18 protein-coding genes and 3 tRNA genes are annotated in these 20326 nt (G+C 64.5%); 9 read left to right on the forward strand and 12 right to left on the reverse strand.

From position 1 onward, the window contains the following. Nucleotides 1-25 precede the first annotated feature (25 nt). From AC3WUF_RS06940 to AC3WUF_RS06950, 3 genes are all read right to left on the reverse strand, one after another. Nucleotides 26-832: an SDR family NAD(P)-dependent oxidoreductase gene (locus tag AC3WUF_RS06940; protein ID WP_492423858.1), complete on the reverse strand. Its 807-nt coding sequence runs from the start codon at nucleotides 830-832 to the stop codon at nucleotides 26-28. Nucleotides 833-1059: 227 nt separating this feature from the next. After that, the gene (locus tag AC3WUF_RS06945; protein WP_492423860.1) at nucleotides 1060-1356 is read right to left on the reverse strand and encodes a CsbD family protein; all 297 of its coding nucleotides are present in this window, start codon (nucleotides 1354-1356) and stop codon (nucleotides 1060-1062) included. Between the two features lie 268 nt (nucleotides 1357-1624). Continuing rightward, complete coding sequence (locus tag AC3WUF_RS06950; protein WP_492423862.1) at nucleotides 1625-2725, reverse strand: tetratricopeptide repeat protein; 1101 nt, start codon at nucleotides 2723-2725, stop codon at nucleotides 1625-1627. 182 nt (nucleotides 2726-2907) lie between these two features. Here AC3WUF_RS06950 and AC3WUF_RS06955 point away from each other — a divergent pair, with 182 nt between their 5' ends. Both AC3WUF_RS06955 and AC3WUF_RS06960 read left to right on the forward strand, forming a co-directional pair. Continuing rightward, the gene (locus tag AC3WUF_RS06955; protein ID WP_492423864.1) at nucleotides 2908-3321 is read left to right on the forward strand and encodes a hypothetical protein; all 414 of its coding nucleotides are present in this window, start codon (nucleotides 2908-2910) and stop codon (nucleotides 3319-3321) included. Nucleotides 3322-3330: 9 nt separating this feature from the next. Beyond that, a complete protein-coding gene (locus tag AC3WUF_RS06960; RefSeq protein ID WP_492423866.1) occupies nucleotides 3331-4134 on the forward strand; it encodes an SDR family oxidoreductase in 804 nt (267 codons plus the stop codon). Here AC3WUF_RS06960 and AC3WUF_RS06965 read toward each other — a convergent pair. Further along, nucleotides 4131-5795, reverse strand: coding sequence for an ABC-F family ATP-binding cassette domain-containing protein (locus tag AC3WUF_RS06965; protein ID WP_492423868.1), 1665 nt, complete (start codon nucleotides 5793-5795; stop codon nucleotides 4131-4133). The two genes, AC3WUF_RS06960 and AC3WUF_RS06965, sit on opposite strands and share 4 nt — an antisense overlap. Nucleotides 5796-6038: 243 nt before the next feature. Here AC3WUF_RS06965 and AC3WUF_RS06970 point away from each other — a divergent pair, with 243 nt between their 5' ends. The 4 genes from AC3WUF_RS06970 (at nucleotide 6039) to AC3WUF_RS06985 (ending at nucleotide 8171) form a co-directional block, all read left to right on the forward strand. Then, nucleotides 6039-6458: a nuclear transport factor 2 family protein gene (locus tag AC3WUF_RS06970; protein WP_492423870.1), complete on the forward strand. Its 420-nt coding sequence runs from the start codon at nucleotides 6039-6041 to the stop codon at nucleotides 6456-6458. A gap of 3 nt (nucleotides 6459-6461) precedes the next feature. Next, nucleotides 6462-7382 carry an NAD-dependent epimerase/dehydratase family protein gene (locus AC3WUF_RS06975; protein ID WP_492423872.1) on the forward strand — a complete coding sequence of 307 codons (921 nt, stop codon included), beginning with the start codon at nucleotides 6462-6464 and terminating at the stop codon, nucleotides 7380-7382. Between the two features lie 84 nt (nucleotides 7383-7466). Next, nucleotides 7467-7760 (forward strand): hypothetical protein, encoded by a 294-nt coding sequence (locus AC3WUF_RS06980; protein ID WP_492423874.1) that lies wholly within the window; start codon nucleotides 7467-7469, stop codon nucleotides 7758-7760. A gap of 45 nt (nucleotides 7761-7805) precedes the next feature. Beyond that, nucleotides 7806-8171 carry a glutaredoxin gene (locus AC3WUF_RS06985; protein ID WP_492423876.1) on the forward strand — a complete coding sequence of 122 codons (366 nt, stop codon included), beginning with the start codon at nucleotides 7806-7808 and terminating at the stop codon, nucleotides 8169-8171. Between the two features lie 3 nt (nucleotides 8172-8174). Here the strand turns inward: AC3WUF_RS06985 and AC3WUF_RS06990 are convergent, their stop codons facing one another. After that, nucleotides 8175-9986: an ABC transporter transmembrane domain-containing protein gene (locus AC3WUF_RS06990; protein WP_492423878.1), complete on the reverse strand. Its 1812-nt coding sequence runs from the start codon at nucleotides 9984-9986 to the stop codon at nucleotides 8175-8177. Nucleotides 9987-10149: 163 nt separating this feature from the next. On the opposite strand from AC3WUF_RS06990, the gene dksA reads away from it, so the two are divergent. Next, nucleotides 10150-11073 (forward strand): RNA polymerase-binding protein DksA, encoded by a 924-nt coding sequence (gene dksA, locus AC3WUF_RS06995; protein WP_492423880.1) that lies wholly within the window; start codon nucleotides 10150-10152, stop codon nucleotides 11071-11073. A 124-nt stretch (nucleotides 11074-11197) separates the two neighbouring features. On the opposite strand, the gene AC3WUF_RS07000 is transcribed toward dksA, so the two are convergent. From AC3WUF_RS07000 to uvrY, 6 genes are all read right to left on the reverse strand, one after another. After that, a tRNA-Leu gene (locus AC3WUF_RS07000) sits at nucleotides 11198-11283 on the reverse strand. A gap of 122 nt (nucleotides 11284-11405) precedes the next feature. After that, nucleotides 11406-11479 (reverse strand) — tRNA-Cys (locus AC3WUF_RS07005). A gap of 95 nt (nucleotides 11480-11574) precedes the next feature. After that, nucleotides 11575-11650: transfer RNA gene (locus tag AC3WUF_RS07010), tRNA-Gly, on the reverse strand. Between the two features lie 113 nt (nucleotides 11651-11763). After that, nucleotides 11764-12330 (reverse strand): CDP-diacylglycerol--glycerol-3-phosphate 3-phosphatidyltransferase, encoded by a 567-nt coding sequence (gene pgsA / locus AC3WUF_RS07015; RefSeq protein ID WP_492423882.1) that lies wholly within the window; start codon nucleotides 12328-12330, stop codon nucleotides 11764-11766. A gap of 89 nt (nucleotides 12331-12419) precedes the next feature. Further along, a complete protein-coding gene (gene uvrC / locus AC3WUF_RS07020; RefSeq protein ID WP_492423884.1) occupies nucleotides 12420-14285 on the reverse strand; it encodes an excinuclease ABC subunit UvrC in 1866 nt (621 codons plus the stop codon). Between the two features lie 6 nt (nucleotides 14286-14291). Continuing rightward, nucleotides 14292-14954, reverse strand: a complete 663-nt coding sequence (gene uvrY, locus AC3WUF_RS07025) for a UvrY/SirA/GacA family response regulator transcription factor (RefSeq protein WP_492423886.1) — start codon at nucleotides 14952-14954, stop codon at nucleotides 14292-14294. Between the two features lie 179 nt (nucleotides 14955-15133). Here uvrY and AC3WUF_RS07030 point away from each other — a divergent pair, with 179 nt between their 5' ends. Further along, nucleotides 15134-17287 (forward strand): PhoX family protein, encoded by a 2154-nt coding sequence (locus tag AC3WUF_RS07030; RefSeq protein ID WP_492423888.1) that lies wholly within the window; start codon nucleotides 15134-15136, stop codon nucleotides 17285-17287. A 139-nt stretch (nucleotides 17288-17426) separates the two neighbouring features. Here the strand turns inward: AC3WUF_RS07030 and AC3WUF_RS07035 are convergent, their stop codons facing one another. Then, nucleotides 17427-18449, reverse strand: a complete 1023-nt coding sequence (locus AC3WUF_RS07035) for an SRPBCC family protein (RefSeq protein ID WP_492423890.1) — start codon at nucleotides 18447-18449, stop codon at nucleotides 17427-17429. A 159-nt stretch (nucleotides 18450-18608) separates the two neighbouring features. On the opposite strand from AC3WUF_RS07035, the gene AC3WUF_RS07040 reads away from it, so the two are divergent. After that, entirely contained in the window at nucleotides 18609-20282 is a 1674-nt protein-coding gene (locus tag AC3WUF_RS07040; RefSeq protein WP_492423892.1) for a hypothetical protein, read from the forward strand. Nucleotides 20283-20326 lie beyond the last annotated feature (44 nt).

Genomic DNA, 20326 nt, shown 5'->3' on the forward strand with positions numbered 1-20326 from the left:
CTGTTCCGTTGTCTTGCGCGCCGCTTCAGAGGACCGATCGCACCTGACCGCCGTCGACCCGGTAGTTGGAACCGGTGACATAACCCAGGACCGGGCTCGCGAGCGTGCAAGCAATCATCGCGACCTCGTTGGGAGAACCCAGCCGGCCCACTGGCGGCAGCTGGAAAATCTTCTCCTCCGCCATCCGCCGCGTGACTTCCTCCAACGGCATCTGCGGATCCTTGTAGCGGGTTCGACCGAAGCGCAGCAGACCGTCGACCATGATCACGCCCGGCGTCACGGTGTTGACGGTAACCCCGGCGCCCTTGAGCGAACCGGCCAGGCTCACGGTGAAATTGTTCAGTGCGGACTTCGCCGCCGAGTAGTCCACGCCGACATTGTTCGGCTGGATCGCCACAGCGCTGGAAACGTTGACGATGCGGCCGAACTGCGCCGCCACCATGTCCGGCAGGGCGAGCAGCACCAGGCGCACGGCCGACAGCATGTTGCCGTGGTAGTTCGCGATGTAGTCTGCCGCCTTGATGTCCGCAGGCGGTTTTGAGGAATTGCCCGTCGAGCTGCCGCCCGCGTTGTTGATGAGGATCTCGATGCCGCCGCCGAGTGCGGCACGCGCATCCGCATGAACCGCGGCGGCACCTTCATCGGTGCTCAGATCGCCGATCGCGACACCCGCGGCCTTGATGTCGGCCGCGACCCGCTCCGCCCGCTCGCGGTTGCGGCCATGTACGACCACCGCGGCGCCTTCCTGCACCAGCAGCCGTGCCGTCGCTTCTCCGATACCGCTGCTGCTGCCGGTGACCAGCGCGCGCCGGCCCTTGAGCTTCAGGTCCACTGTGTGTCTCCCCGTTCATGTGGCTATGCCAGCAGCCGCCCGCGACAAACGGGCAGCGATCCTGCGGAACGGTCACACAAACATCGGAGCCGCCATATTCCCATATGGGAATGGAGAGAGCGCTTTTGCTCTCAAGCCCGACGAAGCGTCGGAGAAACCATGGGCCATCTACAACAAGGCGCCGTCGCTTCGATAGCGACGGCGCCTTTTGGTATCGCCATTCAAGCTCAGCGATTGCGGACTTCGCGAACCTTGTCCTTGACGACTTCGACGCCGGCCTTGACCTTGTCCTTGATGTCCTCGGCGGTTTCCTTGATCTCGCCCTTCAGGCGATCCTTCTTGCCCTCGGCGTTCTGAAGATGGCCCTTGCCTTCGAGCTCGCGGTCGCCGATCGCCTTGCCGACGTTGGCCTTGACCGAACCGATCACTTCCTTGACGCGACCCTTGGCCTTGTCCGCCGCGCCGCTGTGGGCGGCATCGTCGATGGCTTCATTCACGCGATCATCTTCTCTCACTGATTTCATGGTCTGCTCCTGATTTCACGGTTCGCATTGAACATGCGACTTGGGATAACCGCATATTTCCTTGGCCCATCAACAGGCCCGATATGCGATGAAGAACAGACCGCAATCAGCGTGCCTCACCCCGCCCCTTCAGGGAAAAATCCGGCAAGTACCGCAAATCATTGGCTTAGGGGGAATCTGCAGCACCGGCCGCTCAGCAAGCGCTCATCCGTTGCCGGCTGATGATCAGGCGATCCGCCCGGCCGCTGGCGAAAAGCCCGACGCCTCGTCAGGGACCGTCGAGATTGGGCTCGCGCGGCGGCACCGACTTGCCCCGTCGATCCTTGGCGAGTATTTCGAGATTGGCGAATATCAGCTGCGTGCGTCGATTGCTTCTTCCGATCGCGGCCAGATTGATGTCGAGCGCCCTTTCGTAGAGTGCCGCCGCCTGATCGAGATCGCCGAGGCGGTGATAGACCACGCCGAGATTGTTGAGGCTCTGTGCAACCAAGGTATGCGCCGGACCTAATCTCGCCTTGCGCACGTTGAGCGCGAGAAGATGTTTGGTCTCCGCATCTTCGGTATGGCCGGTCATGTAATCGACCAGACCGAGGTCATTCATCACCCTCGCGTACTCCGGATGCCCGGGCCACGGTTGGGTATGGGCAACGGCGAGCGACTTCTCCAGCAGCACCCGCGCTTCGTCGTACTTCGCTTCGTCGAACTTGACCTTGGCGACATTGCCCAACAGTACCGATGTATCAAGGCCGGACTCGATGGCCAGATCAAGTGCATGCATCGCCAGTTCGCCGCCGGCCGTTCTATCACCCGCCAGCCGCAGCACCGAAAACTCCAGGGTGTTGGCGCTGACCATGGCAAAGCCGCCAGCCTCCGCAGCGGCGGCCTGATTGGCCGTCTCCACCATCTGACGCGCCGCATCGAAGCGCCCGACGGTCGCCAGCGCCATGCCTACGGCGCTCATCGCATCCTGCGACATGGGCGCTGCGGTGCCGAATCGCTCCAGGTAATCGGATCCGCGCGTCACAGCCGCGTCGTAATCGCCGAGCTTGTTCTTCACCATCGCCAGGATCGCGATGGCGCCGCCTTCATACGGCAGCGCCAGCAAAGCGGCCCGCTCGGCAATCCGATAGTCGCCGAATCTGATCGCGCTCGACGCCAGCTCGACCAGCTGATAGGCATTCTGTTGCTGCGCGCCCGCGGTCTGGCCGATCGCATCGAAGCTCGCATTGCAGAGCCGCCCGGCATCTTCGTATTCGCCCTGCGACAACAGGTCGCGACATTCAGCCAGCTGGAAGGTCGGGACAACTCCCTTGCTGGCGCAAGCACTGAGCAAGCCAGCGAGAGTTACTGCGAATAGCCACCGGGTCATCGTCTGTCGTTCCTGTTCTCCGGCTCAATCGTACGGCATGGCGCGCCGCTTATGCAGTGTGCGCGCGGCGCTGCGGGCCGGGTCCGTCAGCCGGGGCCTGACGTCGCGCGGCTGAATGTGCGCATCCGGGATGTTGGATTATTCTGCGACCCGTCAGTTAACCAGAACCATTGGAGACACCCATGCTGCTGAAATCCGCCCTGGCTTATCTCGCCGTCGTCGGCATCGTTGTCGGCATCTGGGCCCTGGGGTTTCCGACGGACTTCTACAACGCGTTCCCGGGCTGCGGCCGCACCTGGGTTTCGCTCGACGGGCCTTACAACGAACATCTGGTGCGCGACGTCGGCGGCTTCTATATCGGCACCGGCATTCTGGCGGCGTTCGGATTCTTCAGGCCTGCCATGGTTCATCCGATGGTCGTCGGCCTGTCGACGTTTGCGTTCAATCTGCCGCACCTGATCTACCACTATTCGAAGCTGAGCCTGTTTGCGAGTCCGATCGATCAGGTCGGCAACGCGGTGGCCTTGGGGCTGGCATTGATCGCGTCGATCATGCTGATCTTCAGCTCGCGTTTCGCAGCGCCGAATGCCGCATAGACCGCAAGCATGACGAATCCCGCAACGACGCTGGTGACCGGCGCCAGCGGCCCTCTGGGCTCGGCCTTGGCCGCGCAGTTGAACTCGCGCGGAGTTCCGGCGCGCGGCATGGCGCGTGGTGCGAAGACTGGGGGTCTGGATATTGATTGGGCGCGGGCGGACCTGCTCAGCGGCGAAGGTCTGGATGCCGCCTTGCGCGGCGTCGGCACGGTCGTGCATTGCGCCTCCAACCCGCGCAGTCCGCAGGAGGATCTGGCGGCTATCGATCGGTTGATTGCGGCCATGAGGAAGAGCGGCGAAGCGCGGCTGATCTACGTCGGCATCGCCGGCATCGACCTCGCCGCGACATCGCTGCCTTATTACGCCATCAAGCTGGAAGTCGAGCGGCGCGTCATGACCAGTGGGCTGCCGTATGCGATCGTTCGCGCGACGCAGTTCCATCCCTTCATCGAATTCATCCTGTCGAAGCTGGACATGAAGCTCGCGGTGATCGCACCGAAGAAGATCGTTCTGCAGCCGGTATCTCTGGAATTCGTCGCTGAGCGTTTGGCTGTCCATGCGGCCGGCAGCGGACTGGGGCGTCTGGCGGACGTGCATGGTCCGGAGTATCTCGACTTTCGCGAACTGGCCACTCAATGGCTCAGCGCGCGCCAGCGGCAGACCCGCGTTCTGAATCTGCCGATGCCAGTCCCGCCGTTCACTGCGCTCGCGCGCCTGCAGGAAGCCGGCGGCGACGCCGGCGGCCAGCGCTGGTCCGACTGGCTGGCGATGCACGAGGCGTCAAGCAATCCGTATCTGCGGCGCGGTGCCTAGCGCTCGAAAGGTTCCAGCTGCCAGCCCTGCGGGGCAAGCGTCAGCTGCTCATCGAGGTCGAGCCTGGCCAGGAAGGTTTCGTCATGCGACACGACGACCAGAGCACTGCGGTACTGACGCAGCATGTCTTCCAGCGCGGCGATTGCCGCGAGATCGAGATGGTTGTCAGGCTCGTCGAGCAGCAGCAGCTGCGCCGGCCGCTCGGCGTACAGCACGCGCGCCAGCGCCGCCTTGATTCGCTCGCCGCCGCTGAGTGCAGCTGTCGGCAATTGCACGCGGCCGGCGTCGAGTCCCAACAGGGCCAAGCGGCTGCGCAGATGGCTCTCGTCGCTGCTGCGATTCACCGCCAGCAACTGCGCAAGGATCGATTGTTGCGCGTCCAGCACCGAAAGATGCTGATCCAGATAGGCAGCCTCGACAAACACGTCGCAGTCCCCCGCCAGCGGCTTCATCTGCCCGGCGAGCAGCTTGAGCAAGGTCGACTTGCCGCAGCCATTGGCGCCGATGAGCGCGAGCCTCGATGTCGACGACAGCCTTAGGTCCAGCGGCGGCAGACGATCGCCCACGTGCGGCAACAGCAGCTGGCGGATGTCGGCCACGCGCCGGGCCGCGGGTGAGTCCTGCGGCGCGAACAAGACCGGCGGCACAGTGCCTTCGATCTTCTGCGCAGCGTCGCGCACACCCTGGGCAAGCGTCTCGCGCGCGGCGAGGCCCCGCGCCCGCAGCTTGCCGGCACTGACTTCGCTGCGGCTTTTCTGCAGCCCGAGAAGGATCGGCGCCTGATTGGCATTGGCCGCCTGCTTCGCACCCCGCGCCTGCCGTCGTTCCTGGCGCTCGCGCTGCAGCGCCAGTTCGCGCTCGCCGCGCTTGAGCGCGTGTTGGCATCGATCGAGCAGCGCTTGTTGATTCGCGCGTTCGGCCGCCCTGGTCTGCGCATAGAACGAGTAGCCGCCGCCGTAGCTGCGCAATCCCAGCGTCGACAGCTCGACGATGCGATCCATGTTCTCCAGCAAGTGCCGATCGTGGCCGACGACGATCAGCCCGCCGCGCCACTGCCGCAGCTGCTCGGACAACCATCGCCGATGCGACCGGTCCAGATGATTGCTCGGTTCGTCGAGAATCAGCATGTCGGCGCGGGACAGCAAGGCACCGACCAGTGCCACACGCATCGCCTCGCCGCCGCTGAGCTGCGTTGCCGGCGTGTCCGCGTGCAGACCTGCAAGCCCGCACTCGGCCAAGGCTTGCCGCAGCGTTTCACGGATTTGCCAACGCTCGCCCAAGGTGTCGAAGTCGGCGACCGCGGTGCTGCCCGCTTCGATTCGCCGCAGCGCGTCGAGCGGCAGCCGGATGCCCGCCAGATCGGCGACGCTGTCGTCAGGCTTCAGGGCAATCTGCTGGGCCAGATAACGGACCGTGCCAATGCGAAGGCAGCGGCCACTGCTGGGCGCCAGCTGTCCGGCGAGGATGCGTGCAAGCACACTCTTGCCGATGCCGTTACGCCCGACCAGCCCGGTGCGGCGTTGATCGAACTGTTCGTTGAGCTGGCTGAATAGCGCGTTGCCGTCAGGCAAGCGGAACGTCAGATCCTGCAACGTCAGGGAGGCAGCACTGGGAAAACCAGCGCTGGAAAAACCGGGACCGGAAAAAACCGGATTCGTCATGCGAACTCCAACCAATGCCAAGCGTTCCGCTGCCGGTACAGGCAGCGGAAAGATCCTCAAAAAGCAGGGGCACTAGTTGCGCAACGGACGAATACCTCAGAGCAAGAAACAACGCCCCCAGTATAGATGCAGAGCGCAGCGCCATCCATCCGGCGCTAGTGCGTTCCGACGAGGCGGCTGGCGCCACAAGGGCGTTGAATCGGGCGATCAGCGCACCCGCCCGAAGCCTTGGAGATTCGACAGATGAGCAGCGAAGCGCGCAACAGGAAAGCGGTCGAGGATTTCTTCGCGGCACTCAACCGGGGAGACGTGAACGCCCTGCTCGATGCCTATGCCGATGACGGTTATTGCCTGACGATGGGGCGCACGCTGATCTCCGGCAAGTTCAGCAAGGCGCAGATCGGTGCGGCGGCGGGCGGCATCTTCGAAGTTTTTCCGAAAGGCATCCGTTTCGACATCAAGGCGATGACGGCCGAGGGCGAGCGGGTTGCGGTGGAGGCCGAATCCGAAGGCCTGCATGTGTCCGGCCAGATCTACAGCAACCAGTACCACTTCCTGTTTCGCTTCCGCGACGGCAAGGTCGTCGAGTACAAGGAATACATGGACACCGAGCGCGTGACCGACATTCTGTGCGGCGGGCAGCGACCGGCCCGGAGCACCTGAGCCATGAAGATTCTGGTCGTCGGCGGCACCGGCCTGATCGGCGGGCATGCAGCGCTGTACCTGGCGGCGCAAGGTCATGACGTCACGATCGCCGCGCGCAAAGCACCGACATCGCCCGCGCTGGCGAAGCTGCCGATGATTGCAGGCGATTACCTCTCCGCGGACTTTCCAACGCAGGCGCTGCCGGCGTTCGACGCGCTGGTCTTTGCCGCCGGGAACGATATCCGCCATCTGCCGCCGGATACCGACGAGGCAGCGCATTGGCAACGCGCCAACATCGAAGGCGTGCCGCAATTCTTTCGGCGGGCTCGCGATGCCGGCATCGGCCGCGCCGTACTGATCGGCAGTTTCTATCCGCAGGCCGCGCCGCAGCTGATCGAGACCAGCAGCTATGTCCGCGGGCGTCTGCTGGCCGACGAAGGCGCGCGTGCACTGAACAGCGCGGGCTTTCGGGTCTGCAGTCTGAATGCGCCCTTCGTGACCGGCACCGTGCCCGGACTCGCCGTGCCCGCGGTCGCGGCGCATGCGCAGTACGCGCTTGGCCTGTTTCCGCAGGTCCCGGTCTTCGCGATGCCGGGTGCGGTCAACTTCATGTCGACGACTTCGCTGTCCGAAGCCGTTCTCGGCGCGCTGCTGCGGGGCGAACCCGGGAAGGCCTATTTGGTCGGCGACGAGAACCTCAGCTTTGCCGACTACTTCTCCGAACTGTTCCGCGCCGCCGGCCACGAAGCCGCGTTGCCCGTCATCGATCAGGAACATCCGCTGCTGCCGGACATTGCGCTGTATGCCGGACGCGGCGGCTCGGTCTGCTATGAACCCGACGCTGCCGATGTGGCGCTGCTGAACTACCGACGCAACGACGTCCGGCGCACGCTCAGAGAGGTTGTCGAGTTCTATCGACCGGGCGGCGCCCAGTCGCCGTGACATTCAGCGCCGATTCCAGCCCAGGCTGTAGACTTCGCAGCCTCTGACAAATCCGGCTATCCGCCCCTTAGAGTTCCGATCTTCATGCGCCTCGCAATCACAGTTGCCGCTTCGCTGCTCGCCCTCTCCGCCGCCGCCTCAGCGGCCGTGGAGATCCCGCCGAACCCCGTACTCTTTCACTACCAAGACAACTGCAACAAGATGAAGCCGGGCAGCGCCGAGAGCCAGAAGTGCCGTGCCGAGGCCCAGGCCGAACTGGATCGGAACTGCCAGACCCTCAATGCCAAAGTGCTGACGTCGCCCGCCGAGCGGGTCGCCAACGAGAAGCGCAAGCAGGCGATGTGGTGCGACGCGGCAAATCAGTTCAAGAAAAAGTAGAACGCGCGTCGTTCGAAATCCCGACCACTACCCCGGTAAACCCGCATGCCTCGCCTGATCCTTGAAGAAGCGCGTATCCATCCCGCCATCCGCGCTGTCGTCGCCGGCCACCAGCGCGACATCGTCGAAGAGGTCATCAAGGCGACGGAGCAACATGCCATTGTCGTCGTCGGCATGGCGCAGAATCCGATGCCGAAGAAGGCGCGCAAACTGCTCGATGCAGCGGGCCTTGCCTATCACTACATGGAATACGGCAGCTACCTGAACACCTGGCGCCGGCGCAATGCGCTGAAGCTGTGGACCGGCTGGCCGACGTTTCCGATGATTTTCGTCAAGGGCACTTTCATCGGCGGTGCCACCGATCTCGAGAAGCTGATCGCCTCCGGCGAGATCAAGTCGCTGCTGAGCTAGCGCCTAACCGAGCACCTGCAGATTGGCCAGGCGGGCGTAAAGCCCGCCTTTCTGCATCAGTTCGCCCGGACTGCCGATCTCGACGATACGGCCGTGTTCCATGACGACGATACGATCGGCTTTCTGTACCGTCGCCAGGCGGTGTGCGATGACCAGCGTCGTGCGACCGCGCATCGCGGCTTCGAGGCCGCGTTGCACCAGGGCCTCGCTTTCGGCATCGAGCGCACTGGTCGCCTCGTCCAATAGCAACAACGGCGGATTGCGCAACACGGCGCGCGCAATCGCGATGCGCTGCCGCTGGCCGCCGGACAGGCGCAGCCCGCGTTCACCGAGGAAGGTGTGGTAACCCTCCGGCATGCGCATGATGAATTCATCGGCCAACGCCGTCTTGGCGGCGGCGATCACTTCGGCGTCGCTGGCATCGGCGCGCCCGTAGCGGATGTTCTCCATCGCATTGGCCGAGAACATGACGGCATCCTGCGGCACGATGCCGATATGCGCACGCAGGGCTTGCGGATCGAGCTGACGCAGGTCGACGCCGTTGAAACGCAAGCTGCCGCTGCCGACGTCATAGAAGCGCAGCAGCAGCTGGAACATCGTGGTCTTGCCCGCCCCGCTGGGGCCGACCAGCGCGACCGTCTCGCCTTCGGCAATCTCCAGAGAAATGCCGTCCAGTGCCGCTGTCAGCGGCCGCGACGGGTAATGGAAGCGCACCTGATCGAAGCTGACGCGCGCCTGCCGGGTTTCAGGCAAGGACGCCGGCCGTGCAGGCGCCTGGATCGCCGGCTCGGCGGCGAGCAGTTCCATCAGGCGCTCGGTCGCGCCCGCGGCGCGCATGACATCGCCCCAGACTTCGGCGACGACGCCGATCCCGCCGGCGGTGAACATCGCGTACAGCACAAATGAAGCCAGCTCACCCGGCGTCATGCTGCCGGCGATGACCGCCTGCGCGCCCAGCCACAGCACAAAGACGATCGCGCCGAACACGCCGGCAATCACCCCGGCGGTCATCCAGGCGCGCAGGCGCGTGCGGCGAATCGCCGCGACAAAGCTGCTCTCGACGGAATGCTCGAAGCGGCCGAGCTCCGCCTGCTGCTGGGTAAACGCCTGCACGGTCGGAATCGCGTTGAGGATCTCGCCGGCGACCGCCGAAGTATCGGCGACCCGATCCTGCGACTCGCGCGACAGGCGCTTGATGCGCCGGCCGGCCGCAACCGTCGGCACCACCACCAGCAACAGCAGTGCCAGCGTGACGGAAAACAGCTTGAGGCTGGTGACCGCCAGCATCACCAGGCCGCCCAGAAACTGGAAGAAGCTGCGCAGGCCCATGGAAATCGACGAGCCCACGACGGTCTGCACGAGCGTCGTATCGGCGGTCAGCCGTGACAGCACTTCGCCGGTCTTGGTCGTCTCGAAATAGGCCGGCGCCTGCGCCAGCATCTGCCGGTAGACCGCATTGCGCAGGTCCGCCGTCACCCGTTCGCCGATCCAGCTCACCCAGTAGAAGCGCGCCGCCACCGCCGCACCCCAGAACAGCGCGAGGCCGAACAGGCCGAGGAACTGCCAGTGCACCGATTCGCTGGCGACAAAGCCGTGATCGATCAGATCGCGCAGCGACAGCGGCACCGCCAGCATCGCCGCGGACGCCACGACCAGCATGAACAAGGCCAGCAGCACGCGGCCGCGATAAGGCCGCATGAACGGCCACAGGCCCTTGAGCGACGACAGCCGCTTGGGGGTGCGCGGACTGAGCACCTCGCTCAACTCGGCGGGTGCATCGGCTGTGGCGGTCGACTCGGGCTGCGCATCATTCATGGGGCGCGACCTTAGCAGCTGTCCGGCCTGGGCTGCCGGCGGGCTCGCCGCGCCCGCGCGGATTTCCCCGCCTCCGGTTTCATTGACCGCCCCGTGTCAGCGGTGTATAACGCCCGACCTTCGCTGGCACGCCCAGCTGGAACCAAGGGATTCGGGGCACGCTATGACCGCCAAGAAGACAGTGAAATCTGCCAAGCCGGCTCCGGCAAAATCCGCCAAGAGCAAGACTTCAGGGAGTTCGGGTCTGTTGAGCAAAATCAAAGGTGCGTTGAGCAAAAAACCGGCAAGCAAGCCGGCGCCAAAGGCTGCCGCAAAGCCGGCCGCCAAGAAGGCGCCTGCCAAGGTCGCCAAGAAGCCGGCTGCTCCGGCCAAGCCTGCAAAGGCGGCGAAGCCGGCTGCAAAACCAATCGCCAAAGCTGCGGTCAAACCCGCTACCAAGGTCGCCAAGCCTGCCGCGAAGCCGGCCCCGGCCAAGGTCGTGAAGGCCGCTGCGGCGCCGGTCAAGGCCGCCAAGCCGGTTGCGGCAGCACCGTCGAAACCAGCAGTTACCAATACCCGAAGCGAGGCGCGCCCTGTCGCCGCCAGCATCCCGCCGCCCCCGCGGCCCGTTGCCCCCCCAGTTCAAATCGTGCCCAAAGCAGTCCCCAAGAAAAAATTGCGCCCGACCGTCTATACCGGTGCATTGACCGAAGAAATCCTTCGCGAGATGAACGACGACGAATATATGAACGACGCGCAGCTGGATTTCTTCCGCCGCCGCCTGATTCAGATGCGCCAGGAAGTGCTGCAGCGCGAACTGGACGTCAAGGAGCGCCTGCACGAGCGCGAAGTGTTCGCCGATCCGGCCGACCGCGCCACCGCCGAGGAAGAGCACTGGCTCGACCTGCGTCTGCGCGAGCGTGAATCCCTGTTGCTGCGCAAGGTCGACGATGCCCTGCGCCGTATCGAAGCCCGCGAGTTCGGCTACTGCGAGAAGACCGGCGATCCGATCGGCATTCCGCGTCTGCTGGCCCGCCCGACCGCGACCGTCTGCGTCGACGTCAAAGGCCAGGACGAGCGCGTCGAGGCTCAGTACCGCGACCGCTAGACCGCCTGGCGGTCCGCAGCAAAAAGCCCCGCAGTGCGGGGCTTTTTTGTCGGCGTCGATGTTGGAGGCGTCATCTATAAATTACATTAAGTATGTAATTTATATCATTGATACTAAAAGATAATGGTGCCCGCGCCCGGAATCGAACCGGGATGACCAGAGGTCGGGGGATTTTAAGTCCCATGCGTCTACCAGTTCCGCCACGCGGGCATTGATCGGTGGCGCCCCAAAAGCGGCGCAATCTTAAACCTTAAATGCCCCTGCGACCTGATGGAAGCTCAATGCAATCCTGGGGACTTGGGCGCCGATGGCGCCCGATTCGCGTGCATGTGTGGAGGCTAGGGTCGGAATTGAACCGGCGTACGCGGATTTGCAGTCCGCTGCATGACCACTCTGCCACCTAGCCTTGAAGCATGCCGCGGTGCCGTGAGCGTTGCTCTCGCAACGAGACACCTGAGACAGAAAAACCCCGAGGATGAACCGCCGGGGTTTTAATGAATTTGGAGCGGGAAACGAGATTCGAACTCGCGACCTATACCTTGGCAAGGTATCGCTCTACCAACTGAGCTATTCCCGCGTTGAGGCGCGTATTGTAGGGACGGTGGAAATGAAGTCAAGGAATATTTCAGTGCATCGCACGATGCATCCTGCGACGCCTTGCAAGCTGCTGCGCCAAGCCTTGATCCCGGCTCAGCGCGCGCCGCTGCCACGCAGGATAGGCCACGCGGCCCGCAGGTACACCACCATGCTCCACAGCGTGAGCACGGCGGCCACCAGCAGCAGGCCGTAGCCCATCTTGTAGATCGGCAGACCGAAGGTATCGATCTTCCAGATCATCATGCCGATCGCGATCATCTGCAGCGCGGTCTTCCACTTGCCGATCCAGCTCACCGCGACACTCGTGCGCTCGCCGATCTCCGCCATCCATTCGCGCAGCGCGGAGATTGTGATCTCGCGGCCGATGATGATCGCGACGACGATCGCCAGCAGACCCGCGGGTTCGTCGCGCAGCAGCATGATCAGGCAGACCGCCACCAGCAGCTTGTCGGCAACCGGATCGAGAAAGGCACCAAAGGCGCTGGTCTGGTTCCAGCGGCGCGCGAGATAACCATCGAGCCAGTCGGTAATGCCCGCGGCGGCGTACAACACCGTCGCAATCTGACGCGCATACGGAATGTCGACGTAAAACATGGCGAGCACGACCGGGATCGCGGCCACGCGCATCAATGTCAGGAAGAGCGGAAGAGTCAGCGGCACGGGTTCCGTTCGTCAGCCAGGGGAAGGTCGTGCTGTAGAGGATAGCCGAGCGGCGCGCTCGTCACATTGCTCAAAACATTCAGCAAGGATCAATGAAAGTGCGCGTAGATGCGCTCTGCGAGCGTGCGCGATACGCCTTCGACCTGCGCCAGCTCATCGATCCCCGCCCTGCGGATCTGCGCCAGCCCGCCGAAAGTCCGCAGCAGCATGCGCCGGCGCGTGGGGCCGAGACCGTCGATCTCTTCAAGACCCGAGTTCAGCCGCGCCTTGTCGCGGCGCCCGCGATGGCCGGTGATCGCGAAGCGATGCGCCTCGTCGCGAATGCGCTGGATCAGATGCAGCGCCGGCGAATCCGCCGGCAGCCGCAGCGGCAGCTCCAGCTCGGGCAGGATCAGCTCTTCGAGACCCGGCTTGCGGGTCGGCCCCTTGGCGATCGCGACGACGCGCAGGTCGGTGATCTCCAGCGCCTCCAGCGCCTCCAGCGCCGCGTTGAGCTGGCCGAGGCCGCCGTCGATGAACAGCACGTCCGGGCTCTGCCCCTGCCCGGCCTTGACCTTCGCGAAGCGCCGGCTGACCGCCTGGTTGATCGCGGCATAGTCGTCACCGGGCGTGATGCCTTCGATGTTGAACTTGCGATACGCCGCCTTGAGCGGACCGTCGCCATCGAAGACGACACAGGAAGCGACCGCGCGCTCGCCCTGCGTGTGCGAAATATCGAAACACTCGAGCCGCTGCGGCGGCCGCTCCAGGTCCAGCGCGCGCTGCAGCTCCAGCAGCCGCTCGTCCATGCTCGCGGCGTCGACCAGGTACGCCGACAGCGCCTGATCCGCGGTCTGCTGCGCCATCTCCAGCAGCCGCAGCTTGAGACCGCGCAGCGGCTTGTGGACCTGGATGCGCCGGCCGGCGTGCTGGCTCAGTGCAGCCTCCAGCAGCTCGACGTCGTCGACCGCATGGCTGATCAGCAATTCCGGCGGGGGCTGCTGCTGCAGGTAATGCTGGCTGAGGAAGCTGTCGAGCAGTTCCGCCGGTTCCGCATGCGGCGGATGTCTGGGGAAATGGTTGCGGTGTCCCAGATTCACGCCATCGCGCACCGAGATCACGGTGACGCAGCTGCTGGCCGCATGCGGGGCGACGACGATCACGTCGATGTCGTCGGCGCCGCCGGTCATCGCCTGGTTCTCGCGCACGCGCTTGAGCGCGCCGATCTGGTCGCGCAAACGTGCCGCCAGCTCGAAGTCGAGGCGCTCGGCGGCGGCTTCCATCTCCGTCGTCAGCTCGCCGGCCAGTTCGTCGCCCTTGCCCTGCAGCAGACGCGCGGCGTTGCGCACGTCGCGGCTGTAATCCTCCGGGCTGATCAGATCGACGCAGGGCGCGCTGCAACGCTTGATCTGGTACTGCAGACAGGGCCGGTCGCGATGCGCGAAGAACGAGTCTCGGCATGGCCGCAGCTTGAACAGCTTCTGCAGGCTCTGCAGCGTCTCGCGCACGGAAGACGCGCTGGGAAACGGCCCGAAGTACTGGTCGCGCCCGATCTTCGCCCCGCGGTAATAGGCGATGCGCGGATATTCGTGCGCCGTGAAACGCACGTAGGGATAGCTCTTGTCGTCGCGGTAGTAGACGTTGTAACGCGGCTTGAGATCCTTGATCAGCGTCGCTTCGAGGATCAGCGCTTCGTCTTCGGTATGCGTCAGCGTGACTTCGATGCCGCGGATCTGCGACACCATGCTCTCGATGCGCGGATTGCCGCTGGCACGCAGGAAGTAGCTGGAGACCCGCTTGCGCAGATTGCGCGCCTTGCCGACATACAGCAGCTCGCCGCTGCCGCCCAGCATGCGGTAGACGCCGGGTGAAGAACTCAGCTGCGCCAGGAAGGCACGATGATCGAAAACGCGCTCGCCGCTTGCCTGATCGGCAGCGGGTTCGGCATCGTCTGGCGGCTGCTCGGACGAAACCATCCGAACTCAGTTCGCGGCGCGGCTCTCGCTGCGCTCGTCGAGCAGACCGTAGCGCATCGCCATGCGGGTCAGCTCGACGTCGTTGTTGACGCCCAGCTTCTCGAACAGGCGGTAGCGGTAGGTGCTGACCGTCTTGGGCGACAGATGCAGACGGTCGGAGATGTCTTGGGTCGAATGGCCCTTGGTGACCATCAGCATGACCTGGGTCTCGCGCTGCGACAGCAGATCGAACGGCGAAGCCCCGCTCGGGCCCTTGACCAGGCTGGCGGCCAGATTGCCGGCGACGTCGGCGGCGACGTAATGACCACCGCCATGGACGCGGCGGATGGCGGTCACCGCTTCATCGGCGGCGGAATCCTTGCTGATGTAGCCGGCGGCGCCAGCCGCCAGCATGCGGCTCGGGTACGGCTCCTCGAGGTGCATGGACACGACGATGACACGGGTCTGCGGGCAGCGCTGCAGCAGGCGGCGCGTTGCTTCGAGGCCGCCGATGCCCGGCATGTTGATGTCCATCAGGACGATGTCCGGCACTTCGGTGCGGACCAGCTCCAGCGCTTCTTCGCCGCTGCTCGCCTCGGCGATGACCGTCATGTCGGCAACCTCGGTCAGCACGCGCCGTAGCCCGGCCCGGACCAGACGGTGATCGTCAACCAACATGATGCGGATCATGCACTCCTCCTTGAGCGTCAGCGGCAATCTTAACAGCGATTGTGCGGCACCCGAGTCAGAGATTCACCCAACGGCCGCCGGTCGTTCATAAATCTGCCCCGAGCCGGTAACAAAACGTTCCTAGCCTAGGCCAGCTTTTCCACCCCATCACCGCCAGCCTGGCAAGGATCGCAAGCGCAATGGACCAGCAGATTTCCAATGTCTCCGGCTATGCCGAGGAAGACAACAGCAACCCCTCCTCCAACCCGCATATCGCCGAAGTGTTCGGCGCGCGCCTGACGCGTCGCCAGGCCCTCAAGGGCGGCATGGCCGTCACCTCCGCCGCCGTGTTCGGCGGCCTGGGCCTCAGCGGCTGCAACGACGACAGCGACGATGTCGAAGCGCCGAAACTGGCCTTCAATGCCGTGGCCAAGGGTCTGCAGGACTACATCACCGTGCCGGCGGGATATTCGGCCTCCGTGCTTTATGCGCTGGGCGATCCGATCAAGGCCGGCCTGGGCGCCTACAGCAACAATGGCAGCGAAACCGACCTGTCCGAGCGCGCCGGCGATCATCACGACGGCATGCACTTCTTCGGCCTGAACGCCGACGACGAACTGGACTACAGCGCGTCCGATCGCGGCCTGCTGTGCATGAACCACGAGAACATCACGCAGACCTATCTGCACACCAGCGGCCCGACGACGACCGACGGCGTGCGTCCGGAAGGTCAGGTGCGCAAGGAAATGACCGCGCACGGCGTCAGCGTCATCGAAGTGGTACGCGACGGCAGCGAGTGGTCGGTGGTACAGGATTCGGCGTTCAACCGCCGCATCACGCCGTTCACCGAGATGGAGCTGCAAGGTCCGGTGCGCGGCAGCGCTCGCGTCAAGACCAAGTTCTCGACCGACGGCACCAAGACCCGCGGCACGATCAACAACTGCTCGAACGGCTACACGCCCTGGGGCACCTACCTGACCGCCGAAGAGAACTGGGCCGGCTACTTCAAGCGTGCCGCCGGGGACGACGCCAAGCTCAACGCCTCCAACAACAAGCTGCTCAGCCGCTACGGCATCTCGCCGGGCGCTTCCGGCAGCTACGGCTGGGCGACCGTCGCCGGCGACTCCTTCAAGCGCCTCGACATCAGCGTGGGCACTGGCGAGGCGACGGCCGACTATCGCAACGAAGCGAACACCTACGGCTACATCGTCGAGATCGACCCGACCGATCCGACCTCGGTGCCGCGCAAGCGCACGGCGATCGGCCGCATGGGTCATGAAGGCTGCTGGCCGGCACGCGTGCAGGCCGGCAAGCCGGTGGTGTTCTACACCGGCGACGACTCGCGCAACGAGTACATCTACAAGTTCGTCTCGGCGGCCAACTGGGATCCGGCCGACACCTACGGCGGCCCGGATGCCGGCGACAAGTACCTGAACGAAGGCACGCTGTATGTCGCCAAGTTCAAGGAAGACGGCAGCGGCGAATGGATCGCGCTGAAGTTCGACAGCAACGGCCTGAATGCCGACAACACGACCTTCCCGTTCGCCAGCCAGGCCGACGTGCTGGTCGGAACCCGTCTGGCCGCCGATTCGGTGGGCGCGACGAAGATGGACCGTCCGGAATGGGCCGCGGTGAACCCGATCAACGGCGAGGTCTATTTCACGCTGACCAACAGCTCCAGCGGCAGCAACGGCCGCGGCCAGGGCGGCTCCGGTTCGGCCCCGACCGACCCGGCCAACCCGCGCAGCTACGACAGCGACGGTGACGGCGATCTCGACGGCAACGCCAACGGCCACATCATCCGCTGGCGCGAAGCCGGCGATAACGCCGCGGCGACGAGCTTCGAGTGGGACATCTACGCCTTCGGCGCACGTGCCGCCTACGGCCCGGACATCAACGTCTCCGGTCTGACCGCGACCAACGACTTCTCCAGCCCGGATGGTCTGTGGTTCGACGACCGCGGCATCCTGTGGATCCAGACCGACGACGGCGCCTACACCGACACGACGAACTGCATGATGCTGGCGGCGACGCCGGGCAGCGTCGGTGACGGCGGCGCCACCAACATCGGCGCCCAGGTCACGATCGTCGGTGCCAGTCCGGATGCAGAGAATCTGCGTCGCTTCCTCGTCGGTTGCGTCGAATGCGAAATCACCGGCATCACGATGACGCCCGACTACAAGACGATGTTCGTCAACATCCAGCATCCGGGTGAAGGCGGCAGCTTCGACGATCCGAGCAGCAACTGGCCGGCGGCCAGCCGCAATGCGGGCGATACCGGCGCTGCCGGTGCGCGTCCGCGCTCGGCGACGATCGTCATCACCAAGGACGATGGCGGCGAACTCGCCATCTGAAGTTTCTCGCAGCTGACAGTCTCCGCGCTGTCACCATTGGGCCTGCTCCGCAGGCCCAATTTTTTTGAGCGATGACTTTACTGGCGCCCACAAAAAACGCGGGCCTCAAGCCCGCGTTCTTGTTGCTGCTCGATTCGCCTTACTTCACGGGCCAGTAGATATGCGTCACCAGCTCGGGCTCCGGAGTGGTCGTCGGATCGGACACGTAAGCCTCCCAGGAGTTGCCGTTGTCGACAAAGCCCGCGACGTCGCGGTAAGCGACCAGCGATCCGTAGGCAGCCTGCGACGTCGAGTACGCGCCGACATGCGTCGCGCGCAGCACCAGCCCGCCGTAGGTATTGCCCGCCTGGATGCCGGAATCCGGTGCGCCGGCCGGCGCTGTGCCGTCAACCAGCAGCGCCGCATCGAAGGTCCACATCTGCGTCTCTTCGTTGTACTCGTGCGTGATCGCGATCGGCGGCTGCGTCGTCGCCATGTTGTTGGCGGCAAGATGCGTTGTGAGCTGGCTGTAGGCGGCGCCCAGAATCTTCATGGCTTCGGGGGCCGACGCGGTGCCGGACATGAACACCATCGGCTGGCTCTGCACCGTCAGCACCTCGATCTTCAGTGTCGACAGATCGACCTGCGGCAGGCCCTCCACCAGCGTCTTCAACGAAGCCAGGCCGTCTTCGTAATCCTTGCCGAGCATGCCATCGAGCATCAGGCCGAAATAGCGGTTGACGATATTGCCGTTGGCCGTGCTCTGGTAGCTCCAGACCACTTCGGTGCCGCCATCGACCGGCTTGAGCATGAACGTTGCGAGATTTTCCGAATCGAAGCCGGCGAAGATCAGCTTCATGTCGATGCGCTCGTTAGGCACCGACGCGACGATCTCCTGGCTGCCGCTGCCAACGCTGGCCTCATCGCCGGCCCAGCTCTGCTTGGCGCCGACACCGAAGGCCGGACCTTCGATCGTCGTGACCGCATTCGGGTCGTACTTCGCCCATGGCGACCACTTGTTGAACTGATGGAAGCCGTTCAGCACGGTGAACACCGTGGCCGGCTGCGACTTGATGACGATGGAGCGCTCCAGCCGCGCCGTATCCGGCAGCACGAAGCCGACACCAATCGCTGCAACCACAAGAACGACGATGCCGATTACCAACCACTTCAATACTTTCATCCCGATCTCCTGGTTTCCTGCCGCGACGCCGGATAGCCACAGTAGCTTCCGGCGCAGGCGCGCTCAAGTCTCGACCTCAGCCCGGCGAACGCGCATTCTGGCAGCACGACCGTCAGCCACATGAAGCAAGGGGTTTCTCATGTCTACCGGAAGTCGTCGATGAGTCCCGCGGCCGGGCCTGACCGCTGGATCCGCCATTTCCGCCAGATCCTGGTCTGGCCCTTGCAGCTGATGCCGCTGAAGGAGGGCGCGCAGATCCAGGACCACTGGGAAATCCTGCAGCGCCCGGGCGACGACAACCCCTGGCAGGAAGTCCAGGATGAGTTCGGCAATCCCGCCGATTTCCAGGAGCGCCACTACAACGAGTTCGTCGCCTTCCTGCCGTTCGCGCAACGGATGCTCTACGGCGAGGGCAAGGGCTGTGGATTGCCCGGCGGCGAATCGCCGATCCGCGTGTTCCGACGCAGCGACGTCGACAAGCTGCGAGTGACCTTCCCGGATGCCGAGGAAAGCCGCTACGAGCTGTCCGTCGCCCATGTCGACCTGTACTTCTTCCATGACCTCGACGTTGCGATCCTGGTCGTCGAAGTCAGCGCCAACGAACTACCGCTGGAGCGCGCGCACGAAATCCTGTTCCGCCTCGGCCGCTCCTATCCGACGCACTGGGACAACAGCGGACGTGGCGGCAACTGTTTCAGCCGGGTCGAGTGGCTCGATGGCCAAGGCAAGGTGCTCGCCACCTCCGACTACGAGCGCAAGGACAAGTACCTCGCTTATGTCTGCCGCCATCGCGCGCCGTGCGTCTCCTCGCACTGGGAGTACCTGCTGCAGCCCCTGGTGCTGCATCACTCGGATCGCAGCGGCCCGATCCGCTACCGGCTCGTCGAGTATCACCGGATGCCGGTCTGTGCGTTCCTGACGCTCGACGATCCGCCGCTGCTGACGCGCGGCGACTTCATGCGCCTCGCCCTGCTGTCACCGCCCGGCCCGGCCCATGTCGAACCGCTGCCGGATCGCCTGGGCTGGGACTTCGAACACCAGTACTGCTACGACCGCTTCTGGGGAACCAGCACCGGCGCGCCGACACGCGCGCTGTGCAACGGAGAGACTTTCATCATGGTGGCGTCGGCGACGGAAGCCTTGTATTCCAACGGCGGCCCGGACCTGAAGGAACTGTTCCGCCACCAGTATTTCCTCGTTTTCTTGCTGTCTCATCTGCACAAGGCTTCGCTGTTCATGATGGCGGACCGCCTGCTGCAGGCGTTGAACCGCCTGGCGGTCGGCGACGCCGACTCGGTGCGCGTGTTCAAGCGCGACATCCGCCAGATGAAGGAAATCTTCCTGCGCTACACGCACCGCTATTGGCACCACGAGCTGTCGGATCAACTGATGGCCAAGGCGCTGTACCGGATGTGCAACGAGCATCTGGGCACCGCGCGCCTCTACTGCGAAGTGCGCGACGAAATCGAGGAGATGAACGCCTACCTCGACAGCGACTCGGTGCGGCGCCAGGCCAACATGGTGATCCGCCTCACCGTCGTCACGATCTTCGGCCTGATCGGCACCGTCGCGACCGGCTTGCTCGGCATGAACCTGCTGGCCGAATCGGACCAGCCGGTCTGGGCGCGGGTGCTGATGTTCTTTGCCGCGCTGCTGCCGACGATCGGCCTGACCAGCTACACGATCATGAAGTCCAAGCGGCTCGCCGACTTTCTCGACGCACTGTCCGACGAGCGCCTGTCGTCGCGCGCCAAGCTCGGCGCGCTGGTCGGCGTGTGGAAAGGCCGCCGCGTCGAGAGCGCCCTGGGCATCAAGCCCGAATCGCAGCCATAAACCTCAGCGGCGGCACAAATGAATCGGGCCGCACTAGGCGGCCC

The organism is Fontimonas sp. FW305-C-3 (genome assembly GCF_058783185.1).